Annotated in this window: 19 protein-coding genes and 1 riboswitch; of the genes, 15 read left to right on the plus strand and 4 right to left on the minus strand. The window is 35.0% G+C overall.

All coding sequences use genetic code 11. The features are described from left to right. Positions 1-190: 190 nt before the first annotated feature. From AB1K81_RS00240 to AB1K81_RS00250, 3 genes are read left to right on the plus strand one after another with little or no spacing between them, the layout of a single operon-like run. Positions 191-520 (plus strand): PadR family transcriptional regulator, encoded by a 330-nt coding sequence (locus AB1K81_RS00240; protein ID WP_412974643.1) that lies wholly within the window; start codon positions 191-193, stop codon positions 518-520. Further along, positions 517-945 (plus strand): permease prefix domain 1-containing protein, encoded by a 429-nt coding sequence (locus tag AB1K81_RS00245; RefSeq protein WP_412974644.1) that lies wholly within the window; start codon positions 517-519, stop codon positions 943-945. The genes AB1K81_RS00240 and AB1K81_RS00245 overlap by 4 nt, the downstream gene beginning before the upstream one ends. Before the next feature lies 1 nt (position 946). Next, entirely contained in the window at positions 947-1579 is a 633-nt protein-coding gene (locus AB1K81_RS00250; RefSeq protein WP_412974645.1) for a hypothetical protein, read from the plus strand. A gap of 89 nt (positions 1580-1668) precedes the next feature. On the opposite strand, the gene AB1K81_RS00255 is transcribed toward AB1K81_RS00250, so the two are convergent. Beyond that, a complete protein-coding gene (locus tag AB1K81_RS00255; protein ID WP_412974646.1) occupies positions 1669-2202 on the minus strand; it encodes a hypothetical protein in 534 nt (177 codons plus the stop codon). 249 nt (positions 2203-2451) lie between these two features. On the opposite strand from AB1K81_RS00255, the gene AB1K81_RS00260 reads away from it, so the two are divergent. After that, positions 2452-3639, plus strand: coding sequence for a DUF4317 domain-containing protein (locus tag AB1K81_RS00260; protein ID WP_412974647.1), 1188 nt, complete (start codon positions 2452-2454; stop codon positions 3637-3639). 75 nt (positions 3640-3714) lie between these two features. Here AB1K81_RS00260 and AB1K81_RS00265 read toward each other — a convergent pair whose 3' ends face one another. Further along, complete coding sequence (locus AB1K81_RS00265) at positions 3715-4287, minus strand: TetR/AcrR family transcriptional regulator (protein ID WP_412974648.1); 573 nt, start codon at positions 4285-4287, stop codon at positions 3715-3717. 207 nt (positions 4288-4494) lie between these two features. Between AB1K81_RS00265 and AB1K81_RS00270 the strand changes: the two genes are divergently transcribed. The 5 genes from AB1K81_RS00270 (at position 4495) to AB1K81_RS00290 (ending at position 12370) form a co-directional block, all read left to right on the plus strand. Beyond that, the gene (locus tag AB1K81_RS00270; protein ID WP_412974649.1) at positions 4495-6495 is read left to right on the plus strand and encodes an efflux RND transporter permease subunit; all 2001 of its coding nucleotides are present in this window, start codon (positions 4495-4497) and stop codon (positions 6493-6495) included. Positions 6496-6497: 2 nt separating this feature from the next. After that, positions 6498-8318, plus strand: coding sequence for a methyl-accepting chemotaxis protein (locus tag AB1K81_RS00275; RefSeq protein ID WP_412974650.1), 1821 nt, complete (start codon positions 6498-6500; stop codon positions 8316-8318). A gap of 181 nt (positions 8319-8499) precedes the next feature. Then, positions 8500-9606 carry a DUF4145 domain-containing protein gene (locus AB1K81_RS00280; RefSeq protein ID WP_412974651.1) on the plus strand — a complete coding sequence of 369 codons (1107 nt, stop codon included), beginning with the start codon at positions 8500-8502 and terminating at the stop codon, positions 9604-9606. Positions 9607-9778: 172 nt separating this feature from the next. Beyond that, positions 9779-9864: riboswitch (cyclic di-GMP riboswitch) on the plus strand. Positions 9865-9939: 75 nt separating this feature from the next. Beyond that, a complete protein-coding gene (locus AB1K81_RS00285) occupies positions 9940-11214 on the plus strand; it encodes a DUF5667 domain-containing protein (RefSeq protein WP_412974652.1) in 1275 nt (424 codons plus the stop codon). Positions 11215-11410: 196 nt separating this feature from the next. Then, complete coding sequence (locus tag AB1K81_RS00290; RefSeq protein ID WP_412974653.1) at positions 11411-12370, plus strand: nucleoside hydrolase; 960 nt, start codon at positions 11411-11413, stop codon at positions 12368-12370. Between the two features lie 25 nt (positions 12371-12395). On the opposite strand, the gene AB1K81_RS00295 is transcribed toward AB1K81_RS00290, so the two are convergent. Next, positions 12396-13583 (minus strand): MFS transporter, encoded by a 1188-nt coding sequence (locus AB1K81_RS00295; protein ID WP_412974654.1) that lies wholly within the window; start codon positions 13581-13583, stop codon positions 12396-12398. 11 nt (positions 13584-13594) lie between these two features. Continuing rightward, complete coding sequence (locus AB1K81_RS00300; RefSeq protein WP_412976089.1) at positions 13595-13981, minus strand: MarR family winged helix-turn-helix transcriptional regulator; 387 nt, start codon at positions 13979-13981, stop codon at positions 13595-13597. A gap of 194 nt (positions 13982-14175) precedes the next feature. On the opposite strand from AB1K81_RS00300, the gene AB1K81_RS00305 reads away from it, so the two are divergent. From AB1K81_RS00305 to AB1K81_RS00330, 6 genes are all read left to right on the plus strand, one after another. Then, positions 14176-15840 (plus strand): ribonuclease J, encoded by a 1665-nt coding sequence (locus AB1K81_RS00305; protein WP_412974655.1) that lies wholly within the window; start codon positions 14176-14178, stop codon positions 15838-15840. 158 nt (positions 15841-15998) lie between these two features. After that, on the plus strand, positions 15999-17528 hold the full coding sequence (locus AB1K81_RS00310; protein WP_412974656.1) for a Ppx/GppA phosphatase family protein: 1530 nt from the start codon (positions 15999-16001) through the stop codon (positions 17526-17528). A 111-nt stretch (positions 17529-17639) separates the two neighbouring features. After that, positions 17640-19832, plus strand: a complete 2193-nt coding sequence (locus tag AB1K81_RS00315) for an RNA degradosome polyphosphate kinase (RefSeq protein ID WP_412974657.1) — start codon at positions 17640-17642, stop codon at positions 19830-19832. A 197-nt stretch (positions 19833-20029) separates the two neighbouring features. Then, positions 20030-21187 carry an MFS transporter gene (locus AB1K81_RS00320; RefSeq protein ID WP_412974658.1) on the plus strand — a complete coding sequence of 386 codons (1158 nt, stop codon included), beginning with the start codon at positions 20030-20032 and terminating at the stop codon, positions 21185-21187. A 149-nt stretch (positions 21188-21336) separates the two neighbouring features. Next, on the plus strand, positions 21337-22029 hold the full coding sequence (locus tag AB1K81_RS00325) for a response regulator transcription factor (protein WP_412974659.1): 693 nt from the start codon (positions 21337-21339) through the stop codon (positions 22027-22029). Continuing rightward, positions 22029-23033: a sensor histidine kinase gene (locus AB1K81_RS00330; protein WP_412976090.1), complete on the plus strand. Its 1005-nt coding sequence runs from the start codon at positions 22029-22031 to the stop codon at positions 23031-23033. Before AB1K81_RS00325 ends, AB1K81_RS00330 begins: the two co-directional genes overlap by 1 nt. Positions 23034-23049 lie beyond the last annotated feature (16 nt).

The raw sequence follows: 23049 nt of genomic DNA on the forward strand, positions 1-23049 counted from the left end.
GATGAAGTAGAAATTCCTTATTCTACTCATCCGGTTTTTATTTAGTAAATAGTTTTAATTCCCCCACTAGAATAAGTAATTCAGTATTAGTTTTAAAATTACTTTGACAGATAGAGTACATTGTATTACAATTACTCTATCAGATAGAACTCTATGTGACAAAGTAATTTATCTCGGAAGGAGTGTCAGTTTGATTAGAAGTGATATTATACGAGGACATCTGGACTCTATTATTTTACGGTTAATTATGGAAAAAGATCGGTACGGATACGAAATATCGAAGGAAATTAGCCATCGGACAGATGAACGATTTCAGATAAAGGAAGCTACATTATACGCTGTTTTTCAACGATTGGAGAAAAAGGAATTAATTGAGTCTTATTACGGAAGTGAGTCGAAGGGCGGGAAAAGAAAGTATTACCGAATAACCACTCTTGGAAAAGCTTTTCTAAAAGAAACAGTAGAAGAATGGAAAGAAACGAAGGAAATTATTGATATTTTTATGGAGGGATTTCATTGAAAAAGTTAACTCAGCATGTGAACGAATTGTTTCATGATGTACCAGAAAGTAAGCAAAAAGAGGTCGTTATGCAAGAAGTACTTCAAAACCTAGAAGAAAAGGTCTGGGATTTAATGGAACAAGGTAAAGAGGAAGAAGATGCGATTAATAAGGCAATCGTCGAATTTGGTGATATTGAGGACTTGAAAAAAGAATTGGGAGTTCCTGATAAAAATATGCCAAAGAAATCAACAAAAAGCTTAAAAAATACGAAATTAAACTTAGAATACTCCATTTGGGCAAGCCTGTTGGTTATTGGACTATTTGTATTTATTAACTTCTATTATACTCCGCAAGTAATCTGGTTTGTCTATCCAACATTTGCCATTTTGTGGTGGCCGTTATCCATGTATTATCGATGGTCAAAAGCAAAAAGGGGAGAGTAAGATGAAAAAATATGAATGGCGTTTCATTACCGCTGGCAGTGTATTAACAATAATTTTTTTAATCGTAGTTAATATTATAACTGGTCCACGGTATCCTTGGTTTATTTATCCTGCAATTCTACTCTTTTTAATACCATTTGGAATCTATTCTATAATAGAGAAAAAGCACAAGTTGTTTTCTCTTGTTGCAAGCTTCGTGATTTTAGTTTACTTAGTAATCGAGAATATGGTCCAAACGCCTGATTACCCATGGTTTCTATATGCGGCAGCACCTATTGTGTTATGGCCAATTCTTATGTTATTAGGAAAACGAAGTAAAAATATGTCTGTGGCAGTTACGATAAGTACAATTATGATTTTATATTATGTTATCTTAAATAGTAATTTGGCACCAGCATATCCGTGGGCTATTTTCCCAACCTTTTCGATAATATGGTGGCCACTTTCACTATATCACGTCAAGAGAAAATCTTACTTTACCTTTTCTATCCATTCTACATTATTAATTAGCTTATTTTTTATCAGTATAAATGTTTTTTCCTCAGCAGGTGAGGTTTGGGCTGTTTATCCTATTTTTGCAGTGCTATGGTGGCCGTTGACTATGTATTATTTCAACTATAGACGGAAGGTATAATTTGGTTCACTTAATTAAAAGGATATTCCAGGTGAATAGTACTCACTTAGAATATCCTTTTAATCTTTTGTATTTGGTTCTGCTAAAAGTTATTGTTTTCTAGGGAAAATAAAGTAGGTTATTGCAATTATTAAGTCAATCACGACAACTATAGACCATATTCCTAATATATGTATCATAGCCTGGGTTCGATCGTAGTCATTTATTAAAAAGTGAATAATTCCAATTATACTCGCACCAATTACATAAGATAGAAGATGCCTAAGCCATCCTTTAAAATAGTTTTTCGCATAATCTATTCCATATAATTTAACTGGTTTCTGCCCAGTTTTCGTCACATAATACTTAAACCGTTCATCTGCCCAACGAATCATACTTTTCCCGAATCCAATAGAGACCCCTATATATATAGCAGCTAAAGCATGGGCAGTTGTCGCTATTGTTCCACGGTAAAGATCGAAGCTTGTTGCTATTAGAAGAATAACATCAATGACAGGAGTTAGAGCTAATAGAAATAATCCGAGGGATGGTCTGTTAAACACATACCTCATAAATAATCCTAACAGTATAAAAACCCAAAAGCCGACCTCACAAGCAATAATTAACCATACTATCCAATTCAAATCGTTCACCTCAAGTTAATTATAAGATTAAACTAACAACTGTAGCAATCCTATTTATGATATTCTGTTGGAAAATTTACATTATAATGAATTTATTGGATGAGGTAGATTTTAAATATCAGTCCTTAGGGAAGTGAGTTCTAGCATTTTACAACTGTTTTCTTTAAGCTAGGTTTCTAAGATTATGATAAAATGAAATAATGTTAAATATGTAGAGTAGTCAACAACACAACCTAGGAGTGTACCAACTTGAACAAAAAAGACATCGCAAATATACGTAAACAATTTAAAGTAAACAATGACCTTTTGAAAATTCATGATATTTATTATGTGTACATTATGAAGGAATCTAGTGATATTTATCATCACCAAAGCTTCCCATTTGACCTATTAGAAGAAGAGCAAAAAGAGTTATTTATGGATAACTTCAAAAAAGTACTTTCAGGTCAGATGGACGAAAAACTATTCGAATTAAAATTCCGTCGTGACGAACAAGATAGTAGCCAGCTTATTCTACATCAAGGTTTACTTACGAATGAAACGGAAGAATGGAAAGCACAAATGCTTCGTCTTGTTGAGAAAATGTTGAAGGACAAGCAGTATGAGATGGATATAGTGGTAACCTTTATCCGTGGTGAATACATGAAGCCCATGAAGAAAAGTGATGAGTCGGAGGAAAGTGATCGAGATACGGTTTACGCTAATCCATTTATTCTAGGCAGCTTAAATCGAACTCTTGATCCAAAGAAAGAGTTACTCTTTGATTACGTGGAAAAAGAGTTCAAATATAATATTGTTGTTGATCCAATAATCAACTTAAAGGCACCAATATCTGGATTTCTATTCCCATGCTTTACAGAAAATGCTGCTGATGTAAACCATGTTTTATATGCTGCAGGGAAAAAATATGAACTAGACTATCATTTCATTGAGGAAGTATTAAATGCTGAAGAGACAATGACCGCTGCTGATGACAAAGTAGTATTTGAAGAGATTGTAAAAAAAGTAACTGGTGACCAAATCAACACGTCAACGCTTTCTAATGTTTATGATGAAATACACCGTGTAATCGAAGAAAATGAAGAGGAAGAAGTGCCTCGTTTAGATTATAAAGATGTAGAAAAAGTGCTGAAAAGCAGCGGGGTTGAAAATGTTGATACGGAAAAAGTAGAAACAGCTTTCAAAACGGTCATTGATGATGAAAAATATGAGTTTAAAGCAAGCAATATCGTACCGAAATTTACTTCTAAGTCTATTAAAATTAAAACAAAGGTTGCTGATATTGCAGTTAGTCCACAGGAACTAAGACATGTAAAACAGGTGAAATTCAACGGTAAGCTATACATGATGATAGAACTAGAAGAAAATCCTCTAATTGAAGGATTTGAAATGATTCCAGAAGCTTTATTTAATAAAGCGAATGACGAACAAGAATAGATTGATTTAGTGTTATAAAAGTATTTCTTTTATAAAAGGCAAAGTACTATTATGACGTACTTTGCCTTTTAAAAATTATAACCTAACATTTTCAATCCCTTTATTAATCAAATCATTGATTAATCTTGCCATTTCCATAGGGGATTGGATCATTCCTTTAGACATCCACATTTTGATAACTTGAATCCCCCCACTAATAATAAACGTGCTAATATACTTCGACGTATCTGAATCAATATTAAATGCATCCATCCAGTTTTCCATCATGAAACCTTCAGCAACGGATACCACTTTTTGTTGAAAGGTGGAGTCGCCTCCTTCGTTAAGGAGTATTAAACATTTTTCATGTTTGGATGAAAAATATTCAAGTAAACTAACCATCATATCAAAAGCTTCGTCTTCTTTATAAAGATTAGTACTACTAAGATAATGTTTTAAATCTTCAATTAGCTCATCCTCAATTTGCGTAAGTAGGGCAAATTGATCTGGATAATGGGCATAGAAGGTAGAACGATTGACATCAGCTAACTCACATATTTCTTTAACCGTTATGGATGAAAGAGGTTTTTCCTTTAATAATTCCATCAAACTATCCTTTAGTACCATTCGGGTATATTTTTTTCTTCTATCTAATTTATCGGAAGTCATGAAAATTCTCCTTAATAACACGTTATCCAACACTTTGAAGAATTATGTTGTGAAACGTACGGATTTTATAAAACTGTTTGTTGTGAAACCAACACAGTGTCTTTTATAATAATAAAGTGGATTTTTTGTTTAGGCAAGAGAGGGTGGATAGCCATAGATATTGCAGCTAGAATTATAAAAAATAAAAAGCCTATTGTGATCGTATTTATGATTGTTACGTTAATTAGTGTGATCGCTCAGTTTGGAGTCTCGGTAAATTATAATATGGTAGATTACTTGCCGGAAGATGCCCAGTCAACAAAAGCGATGGAATTAATGGAACAAGAATTTGAAGGTGCTGTGCCAAATACACGGGTTATGATAAATAATGTCACGATACAGGAAGCACTTACCATGAAAGAAAAGCTTGCCTCTATTGATGGTGTGTCTGATGTTACTTGGCTAGATGATGCTATAGATATTAAAACACCGATTGAAATGGCGGATGTAGATACGGTTGAGACTTATTATAAAAATGATAGTGCATTATTTACTTTTAGTGTTGCATCCGGGAAAGAGGTAGCAGCAACGGATGCTATATACGAACTTGTAGGCGAAGAAGGTGCCGTTTCTGGTGAGGCGCTTAATACTGCGACTCAACAAAAGATGGCGGTTTCGGAGACCATGTTTGCTGCAGCCTTATTAGTACCAATTATCATTCTAATACTAGTTTTATCCACGAGTTCATGGGTGGAGCCGGTCTTCTTTTTAACCGCAATTGGTGTTTCTGTACTCATCAACTTAGGAACGAACATCTTTATTGGGGAAGTTTCCTTTGTAACGCAGTCTGTTGCCCCGATTTTACAGCTTGCTGTCTCACTTGATTATGCGATATTTCTCTTGCATAGTTTCTCTGATTATAGACAGAAAGTATCGGATCCGAAAGAAGCAATGAGACTAGCAATGAAGCGATCATTTCCCGCAATTATTGCAAGTGCATCGACTACCTTCTTTGGATTTATTGCTCTAACCTTTATGAAATTTGAGATCGGTTCTGATTTAGGTTTAAATCTTGTAAAAGGAATCGTGTTAAGCTTTATTAGTGTAATGGTGTTCTTACCAGCATTAACATTAATGTTCTATAAATGGATTGATAAATCGCAGCACAAACCATTCCTTCCAAGTTTCAAAAATGTAGGAAGGCGTGTAGTGAAAGTAAAAGTACCAAGTCTTTTCATTGTGCTGATTTTAATCGTACCAGCATTTTTAGCTCAAGGGCAAACTAACTTTATTTATGGAATTGGTGACCAACCTGAGTCAACACGAGCCGGAAGTGATATCACAAAGATTGAAGACGTATTCGGTAAAAATACGCAAATGGTGTTACTTGTACCAAGAGGGGATATTGCCAAGGAAGAAGAGTTGGTTCGGGAGCTAGAGGGTATGGACCATGTAAAAAGTGTTCTAGCCTATGTGAATACGGTAGGCTCTGCAATTCCTCCTGAGTACCTAGATGAATCCGTGACGGAACAGTTTTATTCTGAGCATTATAGCAGAATTATCGTACAGACGAATACAAAAACGGAAGGTGACGAAGCCTTTAGTTTTATTGAAGAAGTACAAGGGATTACTACGGAGTATTATGGAGATGAAGCATACTCACTAGGAGAAGGCGTAACGTTATATGACATGAAAAATGTCGTTCAAAAGGATAATACGATAGTGAATCTATTAACTGTTATAACTATCGCTATAGTACTACTAGTTACATTTAAATCGATTACTTTTCCTATTATTCTACTTCTTACTATTCAATCAGCTGTTTGGATTAACTTATCTGTTCCTTACTTTACGAGCTCGTCCTTGGTATTTGTAGGATATTTGATTGTAAGTACAGTACAGCTAGCAGCTACCGTAGATTACGCCATTTTACTAACCGAAGCATATAAAGAAAATCGAAAAGAAATGTCAGCATTAAAAGCCATTAAGAAAACATTAGATGAGAAAATATTTTCGATAGCAATTTCTGCTTCCATTTTATCTAGTGTTGGTTTCATTTTATGGATTACATCGTCGAATCCAATTGTATCGTCCATTGGATTATTACTCGGACGTGGGGCGTTACTCGCGTTTATTATGGTAGTGTTCTTTCTACCGGCCTGTCTATTACTTTTTGATAAAGTAATAGATAAAACCACTTTAAAAGCTAATTTCTATAAGGAGAAATGATGATGAGGAAAATGAAAAAAATATTACTAGTTTTAACAGCTGCAATCCTTATATTACCGTCATTTCTTACAACAGTGAATGCGGATAATGACGGTGAGTCTGATGAAAAGAAAGTCCAAGAAAATGGGGAATACTCATCAAAGGATGAGGTAGTATATGCTAGTTTAGACCCTACAGGAAAAAGAAACGAAATCTATGTTGTTAATACACTAGATATCGTAAAAGCAGGAACGATTATGGACTATGGTAGCTATACAAGTTTAAAGAACTTAACCGATTTAGCTAAAATTGAAAATCAACAAGATGAAGTTAGTTTTTCAGCGTCTGAAGGGAAATTTTATTATCAAGGGAACATCAATGACGCCAATCTTCCTTGGGATATTTCCGTTACGTATTTCTTAGATGGAAATGACATTTCTCCAGAAGAGTTGGCTGGAAAAGATGGGCATGTTGAAATTTATATTAATACAGCTGCTAATGATTCAGTGAACCCAGTATTTAAAGAGAATTACTTATTACAAATTTCTCTAGCACTTAATACAGAAGTGTTTACTAATATAAGAGCAGAGGACGGAATGATAGCTAATGCTGGTAAAGATAAACAAGTAACGTTTACCGTAATGCCTGAAAAAGATGCGGAATTAAAGCTTGAAGCGGATGTCTTAGGCTTTGAATTAGAAGGTATTAATTTTACTGGAGTCCCCTCTTCGATGTCGGTCGATGAAATCAATATAGATGGAATGACAGGAGATATCAAGTCCCTTTCTGATGCCATAGCGGAAATAAATAATGGTGTTGGGGAATTAAATGATGGGGTTTCGGAATTAAATGATGGTGTAGCTGAATTAACAGATGGATCTGTTCAGTATAAAGATGGTGTTCACGAGCTGGCAGATTCCTCTATCGATCTAGTAAATGGTTCAAAAGAGATAGAAGAGGCATTGGACACTTTAAATAACTCCATTAACTCATCAGAGGAAATGGATATGTCAGGACTTAGTGAACTAGTAGACGGTCTGAGAAAGTTATCTTCTGGACTTAGAGAAACTGCTAATGGATTAGATATATTGAAAAGGAATTTCGGAGATTCATATAATGCTTTAGTTAATGCAATAAATAATATTCCTGCATATGAAATTACAAATGCAGAAATAAAAGCATTAAGGGAAAGTGGAGCTAATGTAGAAGTCATAAACCAATTAGTAGAAACATATGATGCAGCACAAACCGTTAAAAAAACTTATTCAGCTGTAAAGCCTGGATTTGATGCGGTTGGAGAAACCTTAACTGGGGTAAAAGGGTCACTTACTACCATGGCTAATAATGTAGATCAGATGACCAAGGAACTTTCAGCCTCGTTGAATGAGAGTGGAATGGATGGATTAGTACAATTACAGGAGGGAATAGCGGCATTATCCTCCAACTATAAAGATTTTCATACAGGATTAGAAAAATATACTGGTGGAGTCAACCAAATCTCGGAAGTATATACTGAGCTCCATAACGGAATGGTAGAGTTGTCAGAAGGTACGATTAAGCTAGAAAATGGGGTAGTGGAGCTCCATGAAGGTATAACAGAATTAAGAAATTCTACTAGTGATTTGCCAGAACAAATGAATAAAGAAGTCGATGAGATGATATCTGATTATGATAAGTCAGATTTTGAACCTGTATCCTTTGTTTCTAGTAAAAATGAAAAAGTAAATTCTGTACAATTTGTGTTTAAAACAGATAGTATTAAATATGAAGAACCAAAAGTGGACGAAGAACCTACAAAAGAGAAAAAAGGATTTTGGGAGTTGTTTTTAGATTTATTTAGATAAGAAGAAGGTGTCAAGTATAGCTTAACAGCAATACTTGACACCTATTTTTTGGTTTGAACTATATAATTTTGACGATAGAATTCGGATTTATTAGTAACAATTTCCTGAACAAGTATTGTACTCAAACCTCTAATAAAAGTGTTACGATAGAATTTAGTATTAAAATTTTGGAGGAAACATCATGCAACAACAAGGATACTTTTACAACTTTTTAGAACCGGTTTCTCAAGATTTAGCATTTGTAGCAAAACAGTTAGAGAATAGTATTTTTACAAGTCCAAGAGTTGTCCTAACCCACTCAAGGATTTTTATTGAACATATTTTACAGAAAGTAATGGAGATGGAAAAGCTTCCTACCATTCGTAAGGGGATGCTTATGGATCAAATTAATATACTCGATGAGAAAGGTTATCTTACTGAGGAAATTCGAGATTCTCTTCATTATGTGAGAATGCAAGGGAATCAGGCTGCACATGATCCGAGGAAATTTCGTTATTCTGAAGCTTTATTATGCTGGGAAGCAATTTACATCATTGTAAAATGGTATGTGGAAGTCTATGCTTCTCATAATATCGAAGTTCCGGAATATCAGGACCCGTCTCCACGGAATCAACAAACGTTTGACATACAAGAGCTTGTATTTAAATTAGATGCGTTAGAAGCACGATTATCCGCTGCTTTTACTAAACGTGAAGGGGAAGAGGTAGGGAGAAATACTATTGTAATAGATGAAAAAATTACTGATACTCTCCCTGGAAATACTTCAATTCGTATTATTTCTTATAAGAGTGACTCAATTGAAATTCCGTATTTCCTTCGTGATGCATTTCTACTTCCACAACGTTTTCCAAGGTCAGAAACGTTTTTAATTAGGCTTGGTGCTGAGCAGCATGGAAGAATTATGAGTGAGCTTCCGAGTAACTTAGAAGGACTTTCCAAACATGTGAAACGGTTCTCGGAGAAGAATGAAGGACAATTTTTTGAAGAGCTGAAAATATTTATTGAGGAAGAGAAGATTCGTAGACAGATAGCAACCGATCGTCCCGGAGACCTATTCTTCTTTTTCAAGACGGATTACATTGTTGTAACAGAGGAGTTATCCTTAATTCCTTTAACAGAAAGGCATTTTACTGGTATTCCAAATCTATTAAGACAAATGCAGGAGGACCAGATTGAAAGAGTCGGTCAATTGCCGATGGAATTACTTATATTAGCAAAATATGATCGTGTAGGTATAGGGACGGTTGAAAGGTTATTTGAGCAGTTGAAGGAAATGCAAGGGGTGTAGGAAGGGGATTAGCTCTCCTTCCCTATTCTTTGGAACGGTAAGGTATCAGAGGGAATAATTCTATATACCCCTAAAAAAGGAATTATATAACAAAAAAATAATTCTACTAATTTAGTATGTTATGTTGTATATTTATAGAATAAATGATGAACGAAGATATCATCCGTTCCTCATTTGAAAAAGGCAAATCTATTGAAAGATAGAGACGCAAAGTTACAGACCTAAAGTTCTAGAAACTATGGTGGCTGAACCGCTGAAGAATGGAGAATGATGACCAATATAAGTCTAATTCTATATTCTTCCAATATCTTACTATATTTGGAGGGATTTTTTATGTTTACATTTAGTAAAAACTTTAGAAACGTATTTGTTTCCAGTGTTGTTGCAACGACTTTTGCAATTACTTTAGGAGTTGGCCCGGCTTTAGCCGAGGAAGGAACGGAAACAGAAGTAGAGGATATTGTTTCACAAGAAGAAGATACGAGTACAACTGAAACCGAGGTGATGGATCCTAATGCTGAGGATGAAGTAATAGAAGAAGCTGTTAAGGAAGAAACGGAAACAGATGAAGCTTCAGAGGAAGAGAAAGAAACTCTAGATGAAGAAGAGTCTCCATCCCTAATTCCTGGTGATTTCTTCTACTTCTTTAAAACACTTCGTGAAAACGTTCAGCTTGCATTAACATTTGATGAAGTGAAAGAAGCGGAATTACTTGCACAATTTGCTGAAGAAAGAATAAAAGAAGCTCAAGTTTTAATTGAGGATGGTCAAACTGACTTAGCACAAGAAATTCTTCAAAAGGCAATTGAGCAACAAGAACAAGCATTAGCAACCTATGAAGAAGCTTCTGAAACAGAAGATGTTGAAGATGAAGTAGAGGAATCTACTAATGAAGAGGTTGTTGAAGATGAAACAGTTGATCCAATTCGTGCTGAATTAGAAGAGAAAATGGCATCCAATTTACTTGCTTTAACTGCAGTACTTGAAAAGATTGAGAATCCTCAAGCTAAAGAATCAATACAAAAGAATATCGTGAAAGCACAAGAAAAGCTAGAGAAGAAAATCAATAAAAAACTGGCAAAACTTCAAGAAAAAGAATTAAAGGCTGACAAGAAACTTGCTGAGATTGATGAGAAATTAGAAGCTGGTGAAATTGATGAAAATGAATACCAAGAAGAACTTGCTGAATTAAATAAAGAGTTAGCCGAAGAGCAAAAAGAGCTTCTGGAAGAAGTAAATGAAGAGGCAGAAGAGACTATAAAGGATGTAAGTGAAAAAGGGAAAGAAATAGAGGAAAAGCATCAAGAACTGTCTGATCGTGATAAGGATAAAGCAGAGCAGGCACGTGAAAAGGCAGAAGAAAAGAAACGTGAAGAATTGAAGAAACAAGAAGAGAAGACAAAGGAAGCTGAAAAAAAGAAATGTGAAGAATTGAAGAAGCAAGCAGAAAAAGAAAAAGAAGAAGCAAAAAAGGCTGAAGAAAAACAACGTCAAGAAGCTGAAAAACAGCGTGAAGAGGCAAAAAAACGCTCAGAAAAAGTAGATAAAGAAACGGAAGACAAGCAAGAAAAAGCAGAAAAAGAGCGTGAAGAAGAAAGTGATGAATAGATAGAATAATTGAACCATTAGGGGGAGTGGATTATAATCTACTCCTCTTTTTTTATATTGAGAGCAATTCATTACGAATTTGGTAGATCCGGTAGATCCAAGACACTAGAAATATTTTATCCATTCTATAAAAACGGTAAATAACTAGTAACAAATATTATGGTGCTTTTCTTTCCAGACATGATAAAGGATTGAATTGAATATATATCGTGTAAAGGAGGGGATTCTAATTGCTATAAAAATTTTATTTTTTGGTGATCCTGGTATTGATGATTCACTAGCGCTAATGTATAGCCTTATTGATCCAACTTTTGAAATTGTTGGGGTAGTGACCAGTTATGGAAATGTGACCAAAGACCAAGCAACTGCAAATGCTGCCTATCTATTACAATTAGCAGGGAAGCATAATGTTCCAATAATTCCTGGTGCTTCGCAACCAGTACAGCAAGAAGTGGTGACGTTCTATCCTGAAATTCATGGAGAAGGAATCGGTCCAATTAAACCTCCAACTAATATTCAATATCAGATTTATCCCTTTGATACAATTCGGTTCATTATTGAAAGATACCGAAATGAGCTTATTATTGTCGATACAGGTCGTTCTACTACATTGGCGACGGCATTTATATTATTTCCAGACCACATGAAATTGGTTCACTCGTATTATGTAATGGGAGGGGCTTTCTTTTTTCCAGGCAATGTTACACCATTGGCCGAGGCTAACTTCCATGGTGATCCAACCTCGTCTAATTTCGTTCTAAAATATGCCCATAATTTAACGATTACCCCTTTAAATGCCACCCAGTTTGCTATTCTTACTCCAGACATTGTGGATTTAATTTCTCGAAACAAGAAGAACGTATATGCATTCATGCTTTCGCCAATTTTTGAATATTATTACGAATTTTATAAAAAAACGAATCCTGGTATTCCAGGAGCACCAATTCATGACCTACTTACCGTAATGTTAATTAAGAACCCACATATTGTTGACTATATTTACTACGATGCAAAAGTTGTGGAGGAAGTTGAGGCTAAAGGAATGTCCTATATTGATATTCGCCCAACAAGTAAAACGGGTAAGACAAGAATTGCAATAAAGCTTCATTATGATAAATTTATTGAGGAGTTTAGTAGAGTAATGTTGCCGGAATAACGTGGGACAGGTTCTTGTCCCACAATTAATTCGTCCGTTTTAGCCGTTCTCTTTTTCCATGCAGAACATAATAGAAAATGGTAGTTAATAATACTAAAACGCCAATAATAGCATATAGATTTCGATAACCAGTAAGCGGAATGATAATCCCTAGAATATACGGTCCAAATCCAAGTCCAGCATCAAGAAAAATATAGTAGGTGGATGTTGCAAGTCCTACTCTTTGAGGTGGAACTACTTTTACTGCAATTGCTTGGGTGATCGATTGCATATTACCAAATCCAAACCCCATAAGGACTCCTGCGAGTAATAAAGAAATACTTCCTTCAGCTGAACTTAATAGAAGTAATCCACCTCCGAAAAGAATAAAAGCAGGATACATTACCGCATTTGCACCTCTTCTATCCATTAATCGTCCTGTAAACGGTCGGGAAACCAAAATGGCTATAGCATAAACTACAAAAAATAAGCTCGCGACTTCAACTAAGTCTATTTCAATAGCATAAAAATTAATGAAAGAAAGGACACTAGCATAACAAAAGGATGTTACAAGAATGATAAGGGCTATAGGTAAAGCTTTTGGTTCAATGAAGCTAGATAGCGTAAGTCCAGTTAGTTTCGTTTCAGTATTTGAATGTTCTACTTCTGGTATATTTATAAAAAAGGCAAATAGCATACTACTAATCCCTAATACGAGACAAAAGCTGAAAATCATTTGAAAACTCACATGCTGACTCATAAAAATTCCGAAAAAAGGCCCAATGGCGGTAGCCAGCGTAATACTCAAACTATAGAAACCAATTCCTTCACCTTTACGTTGTTTCGGTATAATCTCAGCAACGATTGTTCCGGTTGCTGTACTAGCCATTCCTAATGCAATTCCGTGTAATAATCGCGTAATCATAAGAAAGGTAATTCCTAGCTCGATAAAATATAGACAGGAAGTTAAGGTGAAAAAAAGTAACCCTATAAATAACATTCGCTTATTTCCGATCGATGTAATGAAGCGACCGATGAAAAGCCTACCTATTAACGTTCCGATAATGAAGATACCAGTTGCAAGACCAGCCTGGCTTTCTGAAGCATGGAACTGTTCCACCACATAGACAGCCATCGTGACAAGTAATAAATAAAATACTAAGTATAAGAATAAGTTTGCTGACGAAATAATAATAAAATCTTTCGTCCATAATTTTGCTTTAGGTTGATTCACTATATATCCCCTTATTTCATGATGTTTTTTCGTATTTCCTCTAAAATTTGAATTGTCTCTAGTTGTTCTTCTTCAGATATACCATTTAACATTTCTTCTTCAAATTGATCAATGGTCTTGCGGACTTCTTGGTAAATTTCTTGTCCAGGCTTGGTTAGTTGCATTCGCTTCTCACGCTTATCTTTTCCAGGCTTTTGCTCGACATAGCCTAACTTCTCTAACCTCGCCATAGTCCTTGTTATCGTTGGCTTTTCCACTCCTTGATAATGGGAAATTTCAACATTTGTAGCTGCACCGTAATTGTACAAGTAGTACAAAATTGTCCATTGAGCTCGATGTAATTGATGTTTGTTAAGCTCTATATTTAAGTGATTTTCAAATGGACGATAAAGCAATATAAGCTGATGAAAAAATTTTTGCGAAGTTTTTATATAAATCCCTCCTAAAATGGTTAGTGAAGATAATAGTTACCTAGGGTAACTATTATAGTATAGCAAATTGTTTTCGAGAATGAAACTGCAGGAAGATTTCATATAAAAATATGAATCATCGGGCATACTAAATCATATTTAATTTAGCGGGAGGGTAATAAATGAGTAGGAAAGAAGCCGTATCCGTCTTTGCTCTTGGCGGCTTGAATGAAGTCGGCAAAAATATGTACGTAATAGAATGTGGAGAAGATATTGTTGTCATCGACTGTGGCAATAAATTTCCTGATGAAAGCTTATTAGGTATTGATTTAATTATCCCAGATATATCATATTTAATTGAAAATAAGGATAGAGTAAGTGCGCTAATTGTTACTCATGGCCATGAAGATCATATTGGTGGTATTCCATATTTTTTAAAGAAAATTAATGTCCCAGTATATGCAACACGGTTTACTCTTGGACTTATAGAATTGAAATTGAAGGAACATCGCTTTTTAAGAGAAAGTGAATTACATGTCATTACTTCTGAGTCTGAGCTTCAAATAGGAGATATGAGTATTAGCTTTTTTAAAGTAAACCATAGTATTCCTGATTGCTTAGGCATTGTATTTCATACACCTGAAGGAAATATCGTACATACTGGTGACTTTAAATTCGATTTAACCCCTGCAAACAATGAACGTTCAGATCTTCATCGTATGGCCGAGATTGGAAATCAAGGAGTGCTGTTACTTTTATCCGAAAGTACAAATGCGGAGCGAAAAGGTTTTACCCCTTCAGAGCAGATAGTAGGGGAGAATTTAGAGAGTATTTTTATAAAGTGTAAGCGGAAAGTAATCGTTTCCACATTTGCTTCTAATGTTAGTAGGATTCAACAAGTAGTTAATGCTTCAAAGAAAACTAGACGGAAGCTGGTACTTCTTGGTAGGTCGATGGTAAATGTAGTTGGAGTTGCGATGGAACGTGGGTACTTAGATGTACCTAAAGGAATGTTACTCGATGCCCGTGACATTGAAGAACTCCCACCAGAAATGGTGACAATACTATGCACTGGGAGTCAAGGTGAGGCGATGGCCGCTCTAAGCCGCTTATCAACGGGGAATTTTAGAGGAGTGAATATTTACCCTGAAGATACGGTTGTACTTGCTGCAGGGCCAATCCCAGGCAATGAAAAAAATGTTACTACTATTGTTGATAATTTATATAAGCTTGGAGCTCATGTTATTTATGGATCAGGAAGTAGTTCTGGAATGCACGTATCTGGACATGGCTACCAAGAGGATCTTAAGCTGATGATTACACTGATGAAGCCGAAGTATTTTGTGCCAATTCACGGGGAGTATCGGATGTTACATCATCACCGACTTCTAGCTGAATCAGTTGGGATTGAGCCTGGAAATACATTTATATTAAGTAATGGTGACGTTGTAGATATTGAAAATCAAATTGCGCGTAGTACTCGCTCAGTTCCAGTAGGTAGCACGTATGTAGATGGTATCGATGTAGGGAATATGGAATTTGTATTACGTGACCGAAAGCAAATTGCAGAAGATGGCATGTTAATGATAATCCTTCCAATGAGCAAAGAAGATCCAAAAATGCTCGCGGAACCAGAGGTTATCTCTCGTGGGTTTGTGGATAATGATTTTTCCGAGCTCAGAAAAAAGATGATAACCATCATTAGTGACACTGTAGACGAGCTTCATGCTGCAGATCGATATTCATGGAATGTGAAGAAGAAGCAAATAAAAAGATTGATTTCACAATATATTAAAGAACGTACGAGGAAGGAACCAATGATTGTTCCAATTTTGATTGAGATCTAATTTAGTGCAGGACCTATTATATCCATTAGATATGATAGGTCCTTTTTGATAACTATGTATCTTAGGGCGGATTTTTTATAAATATACGCCTTCTGTAAACAAAATGGTAAAATAGAAAAATAGGTTAGAATTCCCACAGGTAGAAGGGAGTAATTCGGTTGGCAGAAAGAGTTGGGATTATAGATATAGGTTCTAACACCATTCGACTTGTTATATATGAGCGTTTAACTTCTTGGCAACATTTTGATGAGATAGAAAATATTAAGGTTTCAGCGCGACTTCGATCATACTTTGATGAGAATCATTTCTTAAATAATGACGGAATAGAATTGTTGATTAAAACGTTAGAGGATTTTAACAATCTATTAACTCATTATGAAGTGAACGAATTTACATGTGTTGCAACTGCATCGATACGTCAAGCAGCCAATAAGAATGACATACTAAAAATAGTTGAGAAGAAGACAAAGATTGCAATTAAGCTTTTAAGTGAATATGAAGAAGCGTTTTATGGCTTTAAAGCAGTTATTCATTCAATTCCGTTACAACAAGGTTTGACCATCGATATTGGTGGTGGTAGTACGGAAGTGACCTATTTTGAAAATCGTAACATGGTACATTTTCATAGCTTTCCTTTTGGGGCATTATCCTTAAAGCTACAATTTGTTAAACAGGATATTCCATCATATCAGGAAATAGAAAATATTAGGCACTTTATTGATGAGCAGCTACAGAAGTTTCCTTGGATTAGCAATAAACAAGTTCCTGTTATTGCAATCGGTGGCAGTGCCAGAAATGTTGGCCAAATTCATCAGCTATTTTCAGATTACCCATTAGATGAAATGCATCAATATGAAATGGAAGTAGAGGATTTGACAGCGATCAAAGAAAGATTACTGCCGTTGTCCTATCCTGAATTACAAAAGATAGATGGATTATCAAAAGACCGCGTGGATACTATTTTGCCAGCATTTGAAGTCTTCGAAGCGATTTGTAAGACTGCCAGTGCTACAAAATATATCGTAAGCCGTCGTGGATTACGAGACGGAATACTATATGAGAAATGGCTAAATCATGATAATCATAATCTACCATTATTAGATGTTAGTATTGAAAAGTTTCGTAAGCATTTTTACATTGGTTCTCAAGATGAACATCAATTAACTAAAATTGCAACTATTTTTTATGAGGCAGTGAAAAAAATAGACCGATTAGGGCATAGCTTCTCTAAAGAGGATTATAAACTATTAGTTCTTGGTGCAAGAATATATAACTTGGGAAATAAGGTATCCACGGAGACAAGCAGTAATACATTCACCTTAATTGCGAATCAGACAATATTAGGAATGTCTCACCGGGATAGAATTAAACTAGCACTAGTCGCCTCCTATAAAGGAAAAGGAGCATTTCAAAAGTATATCCAACCTTATAAAGATTGGTATACAAAAGAAGAACAAATAAAAATAAGTATTCTCGGTGCTATTTTGAAAGTATCACAAAGCTTGAACATCTCAAATAAAAATACTGTAGTTGATGTACATATTAACCAAGAAAAAGCGGATAATTGGTCGCTAAATATTAGTTGTAACGGTTACTTTAGACCTGAAGAATACCATGTGGAAAAACAGAAGAAGCATCTTGAAAAGTTGTTAAAGATTTCAATATCTACTAGCTTTTTCATTAGCTAATTATCTCGCATTCGACATTATATATTTACATAAAATTTACAATTGGTTCATAATTCGTTGATGTTCAATTGTTAAAATTTAAGTATAAGTGTCGAAAAGGGGATGTGCTGTGTGGAAGTTGCAGAAAAAACCATCAACTTAGATAATCCTTCCTATTATAATAATCGAGAGTTAAGCTGGTTGAATTTTAATTACCGAGTATTAGAAGAAGCTTTAGATGATCGAAATGCACTTCTCGAAAGACTTAAATTTATGGCGATTTTCAGTTCAAATTTAGATGAGTTCTTTATGGTTCGTGTAGCTGGATTACTTGACCAAGTAAAGGCAGGTTATAATCGCCCCGAAAATAAAGCAGGATTAACTCCTATGGAACAATTGAACGAAATATCGAAAGTGTGTCATAAGTTACTTTCAGAACAGGATGATACCTATCTAGAATTATTAACTCCGCTATTAACAAAAGAACATATTTCTATTGTTTCCATTGAAGAAATAACGAAAACGGACTTAGAATTTTTAGAACAACAGTTTAACGAGCATATATTTCCTGTCTTAACACCAATGGCGGTCGACGCTTATCGACCGTTTCCAATGCTATTAAATAAGTCACTTAATTTAGCCATCACTATTAAAGATAAGCACTCAAATACGATGGAGGCGGAGCGATTAGCGATTGTACAAGTACCGTCCGTTATAAATCGCTACTTAGAATTGCCTAATCAAAACGAAGTAAGATCTTTTGTCCTTTTGGAACAAGTAATTTCACACTTTATTCATAAATTATTTGTTGGTTTTCAAGTAATGTCGGTCACAGTATTTCGAATTACTAGAAATGCTGATCTGACGATACACGAAGATGGTGCTGAGGACTTATTACAGGAAATCGAAGAAGAATTAAAGAAACGGAAAAGAGGAGCAGCAGTCCGCCTAGAGGTTCAGGATCAAGTTTATGACCAACAAGTGATTGATTATCTTATCGAAGAACTAGAGATTAATAAAAAAGATGTTTATTTCGTAAAAGCACCACTCGATTTAACATTTCTTTTTGATTTCTATAAGACTATTAAATCCACTCATGAGCACTTAACGGATTCGTCTTACATTCCACAGCCTCCTCAAGACTTACGAGGGGATAAGGAATTGTTTGAGGCTATTTTAGAGGAGGATCTTTTACTCCATCATCCATATGAGTCTTTTGAACCGGTTGTAGACTTTGTCTCAAAAGCGGCAGATGACCCTGATGTATTAGCAATCAAACAGACTCTCTACCGTGTAAGTGGAAATTCTCCAATCATTAAAAGCTTAGAACGAGCTGCTGAGAATGGGAAACAGGTCACGGTATTAGTAGAATTAAAAGCTAGATTTGATGAAAAGAACAATGTGCAATGGGCAAAAGAATTGGAAAAGGCTGGTTGTCACGTGATTTATGGTATAACCCATCTGAAGACACATAGTAAGATTACCTTAATAGTTCGTCGGAAGAAAAACCAAATTGAACGATTTGTGCATCTTGGGGCAGGAAACTATAATGATGCAACTGCAAGAACATATACTGATCTTGGACTACTTACTGCCAATGAGGAAATTGGTATTGATGCTACAAACTTCTTTAATTACTTAAGTGGATATATGGACAAGCCTGATTATCATCATTTAGTTATGTCGCCATTTGATATTAGAGAGAAATTTGTTCAGCTAATTGATGAAGAGATTGCTTATCATAAACAATTTGGAAATGGACATATTATGGCCAAGATGAACTCTCTATCCGATAAAGATTTAATTAGAAAGTTATATGAAGCATCCAATGCGGGGGTGAAGATAGATTTAATTGTAAGAGGAATTTGTTGTCTCCGCCCAGGAATTACCAATGTTAGTGAAAATATAAGAGTTCGAAGTATTGTGGGATCTTTCTTAGAACACACAAGAATTTATTACTTTCACCAAAATGGAGAACAGAAGGTCTATTCATCCTCAGCGGACATGATGACCCGAAATATGGAAAAACGAATTGAGATACTATTCCCTATCTTAAAGGAGCATCTAAAACAACGGATTTTAGAGTGGATATACCTTATGTTAGCAGATAATGTGAAAGCACGAGAACAGGCATCCGATGGGAAATATTATTATGTGGAACGACAAGAGGATGAAAAAGAGATTGATAGTCAATTGGAACTATGTGAACTTGCTCGTAAAGTTGAGAAAGTAAACGATACTACGCAAAATCAAAAAGGGAAATTCGATATTTTAAGTTATTTTCCATTTAAACAAATAAGTAAAATATATGATAAATCGAAATAACATAGTTGTACAATAAATCCTTACAAAGTGAATTTGTGAGGATTATTTTTTCCTTTTCATATCGTACACAGTTTTAAGCCAGAAGCTATAATTTGACATGTCGATATTTCGCCATGTGTGGAAAAGTAAGGGAATGGTATACTAATGTGAGAAGCTTCTTTTCCCTAATTATTCACTAATATAAGGATGGAGTAACATTGAAACTTAATAAAGTACTACCAATTCTTTTTTTAATTATGTTTTTAGTTATGGTAGGATTTGGAATCATCATTCCTGTCCTACCTTTTTATGCAGAAGAATTAGGCGCAACTCCAGCACAGCTCGGATTTTTAATGGCGGTTTATTCTTTCATGCAATTCGTGTTTGCACCGATGTGGGGTAAAATCTCTGACCGAATTGGTCGTAAACCGGTAATTATGGTGGGGATATTTGGTCTTTCCCTTTCCTTTTTTATTTTAGCTTTATCCACTGAAATCTGGATGTTGTTTGCTGCCAGAATCATTGGTGGTATATTATCTGCTGCGAATATGCCTACCATTACGGCATATGTTGCAGATATTACTTCTGAAGAAGATCGTGGTAAAGGTATGGGTATAATTGGAGCGGCAACGGGGCTCGGGTTTATCTTTGGTCCGGCTATTGGTGGAGTTTTTACAAAAATCGATTTACATGCCCCTTTCTATATTGCTGGAACCGTTTCATTTGTAACCTTAATCTTTGTGTTCTTAATCTTAAAGGAATCTTTACACTTGGCACCGCACAGGCAAAATAAAAGGAATACTTTAACTTTAGGAAAAGTTATTGGTGGACCAACTGCTCTGTTATATTTCCTTCAATTTTTTATTTCAGTATCGTTATCAGGCCTTGAAGCTACATTCGCATACTTTGCAGCGATAAGAGCAGGGCTAGATGCTGTTACATTAGGATATATTTTCATGATAATGGGATTTGCTAGTGCAGCAGTTCAAGGATCGATGGGGAAGCTTACTAAAAAATATGGGGAAGGAACTATTATCCGAGCGGGGATCATCGTCTCTGGGATAGGTTTTGGACTTATTCTTTTAACAGAAAGCTTTACTACTGCAGCCATTTTTCTTGCGATATTTGGGGTTGGAAATGGGGTTATAAGGCCGAGTGTGTCTTCCTTATTAACGAAAAGATCCAAAATGGGTTATGGTGTTGCGACGGGTTATTTATCTTCATTTGATTCGTTAGGAAGAATTGTAGGGCCAATATTAGGTGGATTATTATATTCCGTATCAATTGGTTTACCATACATTTCAGGTATTTTACTCTCCATCTTAGCGTATTCACTGTTTAGGGCTTATGCTAATAAGGAGAGAGAAGTTGAGTAATGGGGACATTTTTTCTCTAAACTTCTTTCATTAGAAAATAGACTGGATCAAAAAGGATTCAGTCTATTTATTTTCTATCTTAACCAATAGCACTGTATTTCTTTTTGATATAAAATAGATGTAATAAATAATTAGAAATGGTGGTAATGTTGTTTAAAGTCTTACTAATTGAAGATGATGTTACATTGTTTAAAGAGATGAAAGAACGCTTATCACAATGGTCATATGAAGTATACGGCATCCAAAACTTTCATGACGTGATGAAAGATTTTACCCAGATAAAGCCAGACTTAGTAATTATAGATATTCAATTACCTAAATTTGATGGATTCCATTGGTGCCGAATGATTCGTTCTCATTCTAAAGTTCCGATTATTTTTTTATCATCAAGAGATCATCCTACTGATATGATAATGTCCATGCAGCTGGGAGCGGATGACTATGTGCAAAAGCCTTTTCACTTTGATGTGTTAATTGCAAAGATCCAAGCAGTATTAAGGCGAGTATATAACTATAGTAAGGAGCAACAAATCCAACTAAAAGTATGGAACGGAGCAACAGTTGATTATGTAAAAGGGACTATACAAAATAATTCGGGAGAGATCGAACTAACGAAAAATGAAATATTCATTTTGAAAATATTGTTAGAACAGAGTAATCAAATTGTTAATCGAGAGGAATTAATCAGACAATTATGGAATGATGAACGATTTGTCAGTGATAATACTTTAACAGTAAATGTCAATCGTTTACGAAAGAGACTAGAGGAAATAGGGTTAGGGCAATTTATAGAAACGAAAGTAGGACAAGGGTATATAGCTAAAGAAGAGGAAATAATTTGATGATAAAAAAATATTTATTAGAGAAATTAATCTGGATACTTTTCTTTTGTTTCTTACAAGGAATATTCCTTGTTGTTGCCTATGTTGACTCTGCTATAAAGATTAGTTCAATCCTATATATAGTCTTTTTATCCTTTGTTCTCTTTATAGTATTTCTAGTTATTCAGTATGGTAGGGAAGTTTCCTTTTATAGACGTTTGGAAGAATGGGAGCCTAATGTTGACGTAGAAATAATAGGTGAAGGAAATACTCCTTTTGAACAGATTGTGGAAAAGACGATCAAACAACAGATAGAATCTACTAAACAAGAGTTAAATCAGCTAGTAGTAGAGGTTGAACAGGGGAAAGATGAGTTATTATCTTGGATTCATGAAGTAAAGACTCCGTTAACAACAATGAAATTAATGATGGAAAGAATCGATGATAATGCGTTAAGAGAGCAGTTGATGTATGAATGGTTACGAGTGCATTTGCTTTTAGATCAACAACTACATAAACGCCGTTTATCATCGATGGAGAACGACCTTTATATCGAGAAAATGGATTTAGAAAAATTAATCATTCAAGAAATCCAATCATTAAAAACGTGGTGTTTTCAAAAGGGGCTAGGCTTCGATGTTGATTTAAAGGTCTTTGAAGTATTATCCGATGCTAAGTGGCTACCTTTTATATTTCGTCAGATTTTAACCAATGCTGTTAAATATAGTGGGAAATCAGATATAAAGGTTCGAAGTTATCACAATAATGGTAAGGTAGTAGTGGAAATTCAAGATTATGGACGTGGTATTGAAGCAAGGGATATTCCGCGTATTTTCGAAAAAGGATTTACTTCTACTAGTGACCATAAGGACCAAAATGCCACAGGAATGGGGCTTTATTTAGCGAAGAAGGCAGCCGTGCATTTAAAAATACATATGGATGTCGAATCTTCGTATGGTGTAGGGACATTGTTTATATTAACCTTTCCGCACAAGAATGATTTTATAGATCTTATTAGCATGTGACAAAGTTGTCACATGC

The sequence above is a fragment of the Ornithinibacillus jepli genome, assembly GCF_047228935.1.
Classification (GTDB): Bacteria; Bacillota; Bacilli; order Bacillales; family Amphibacillaceae; genus Ornithinibacillus.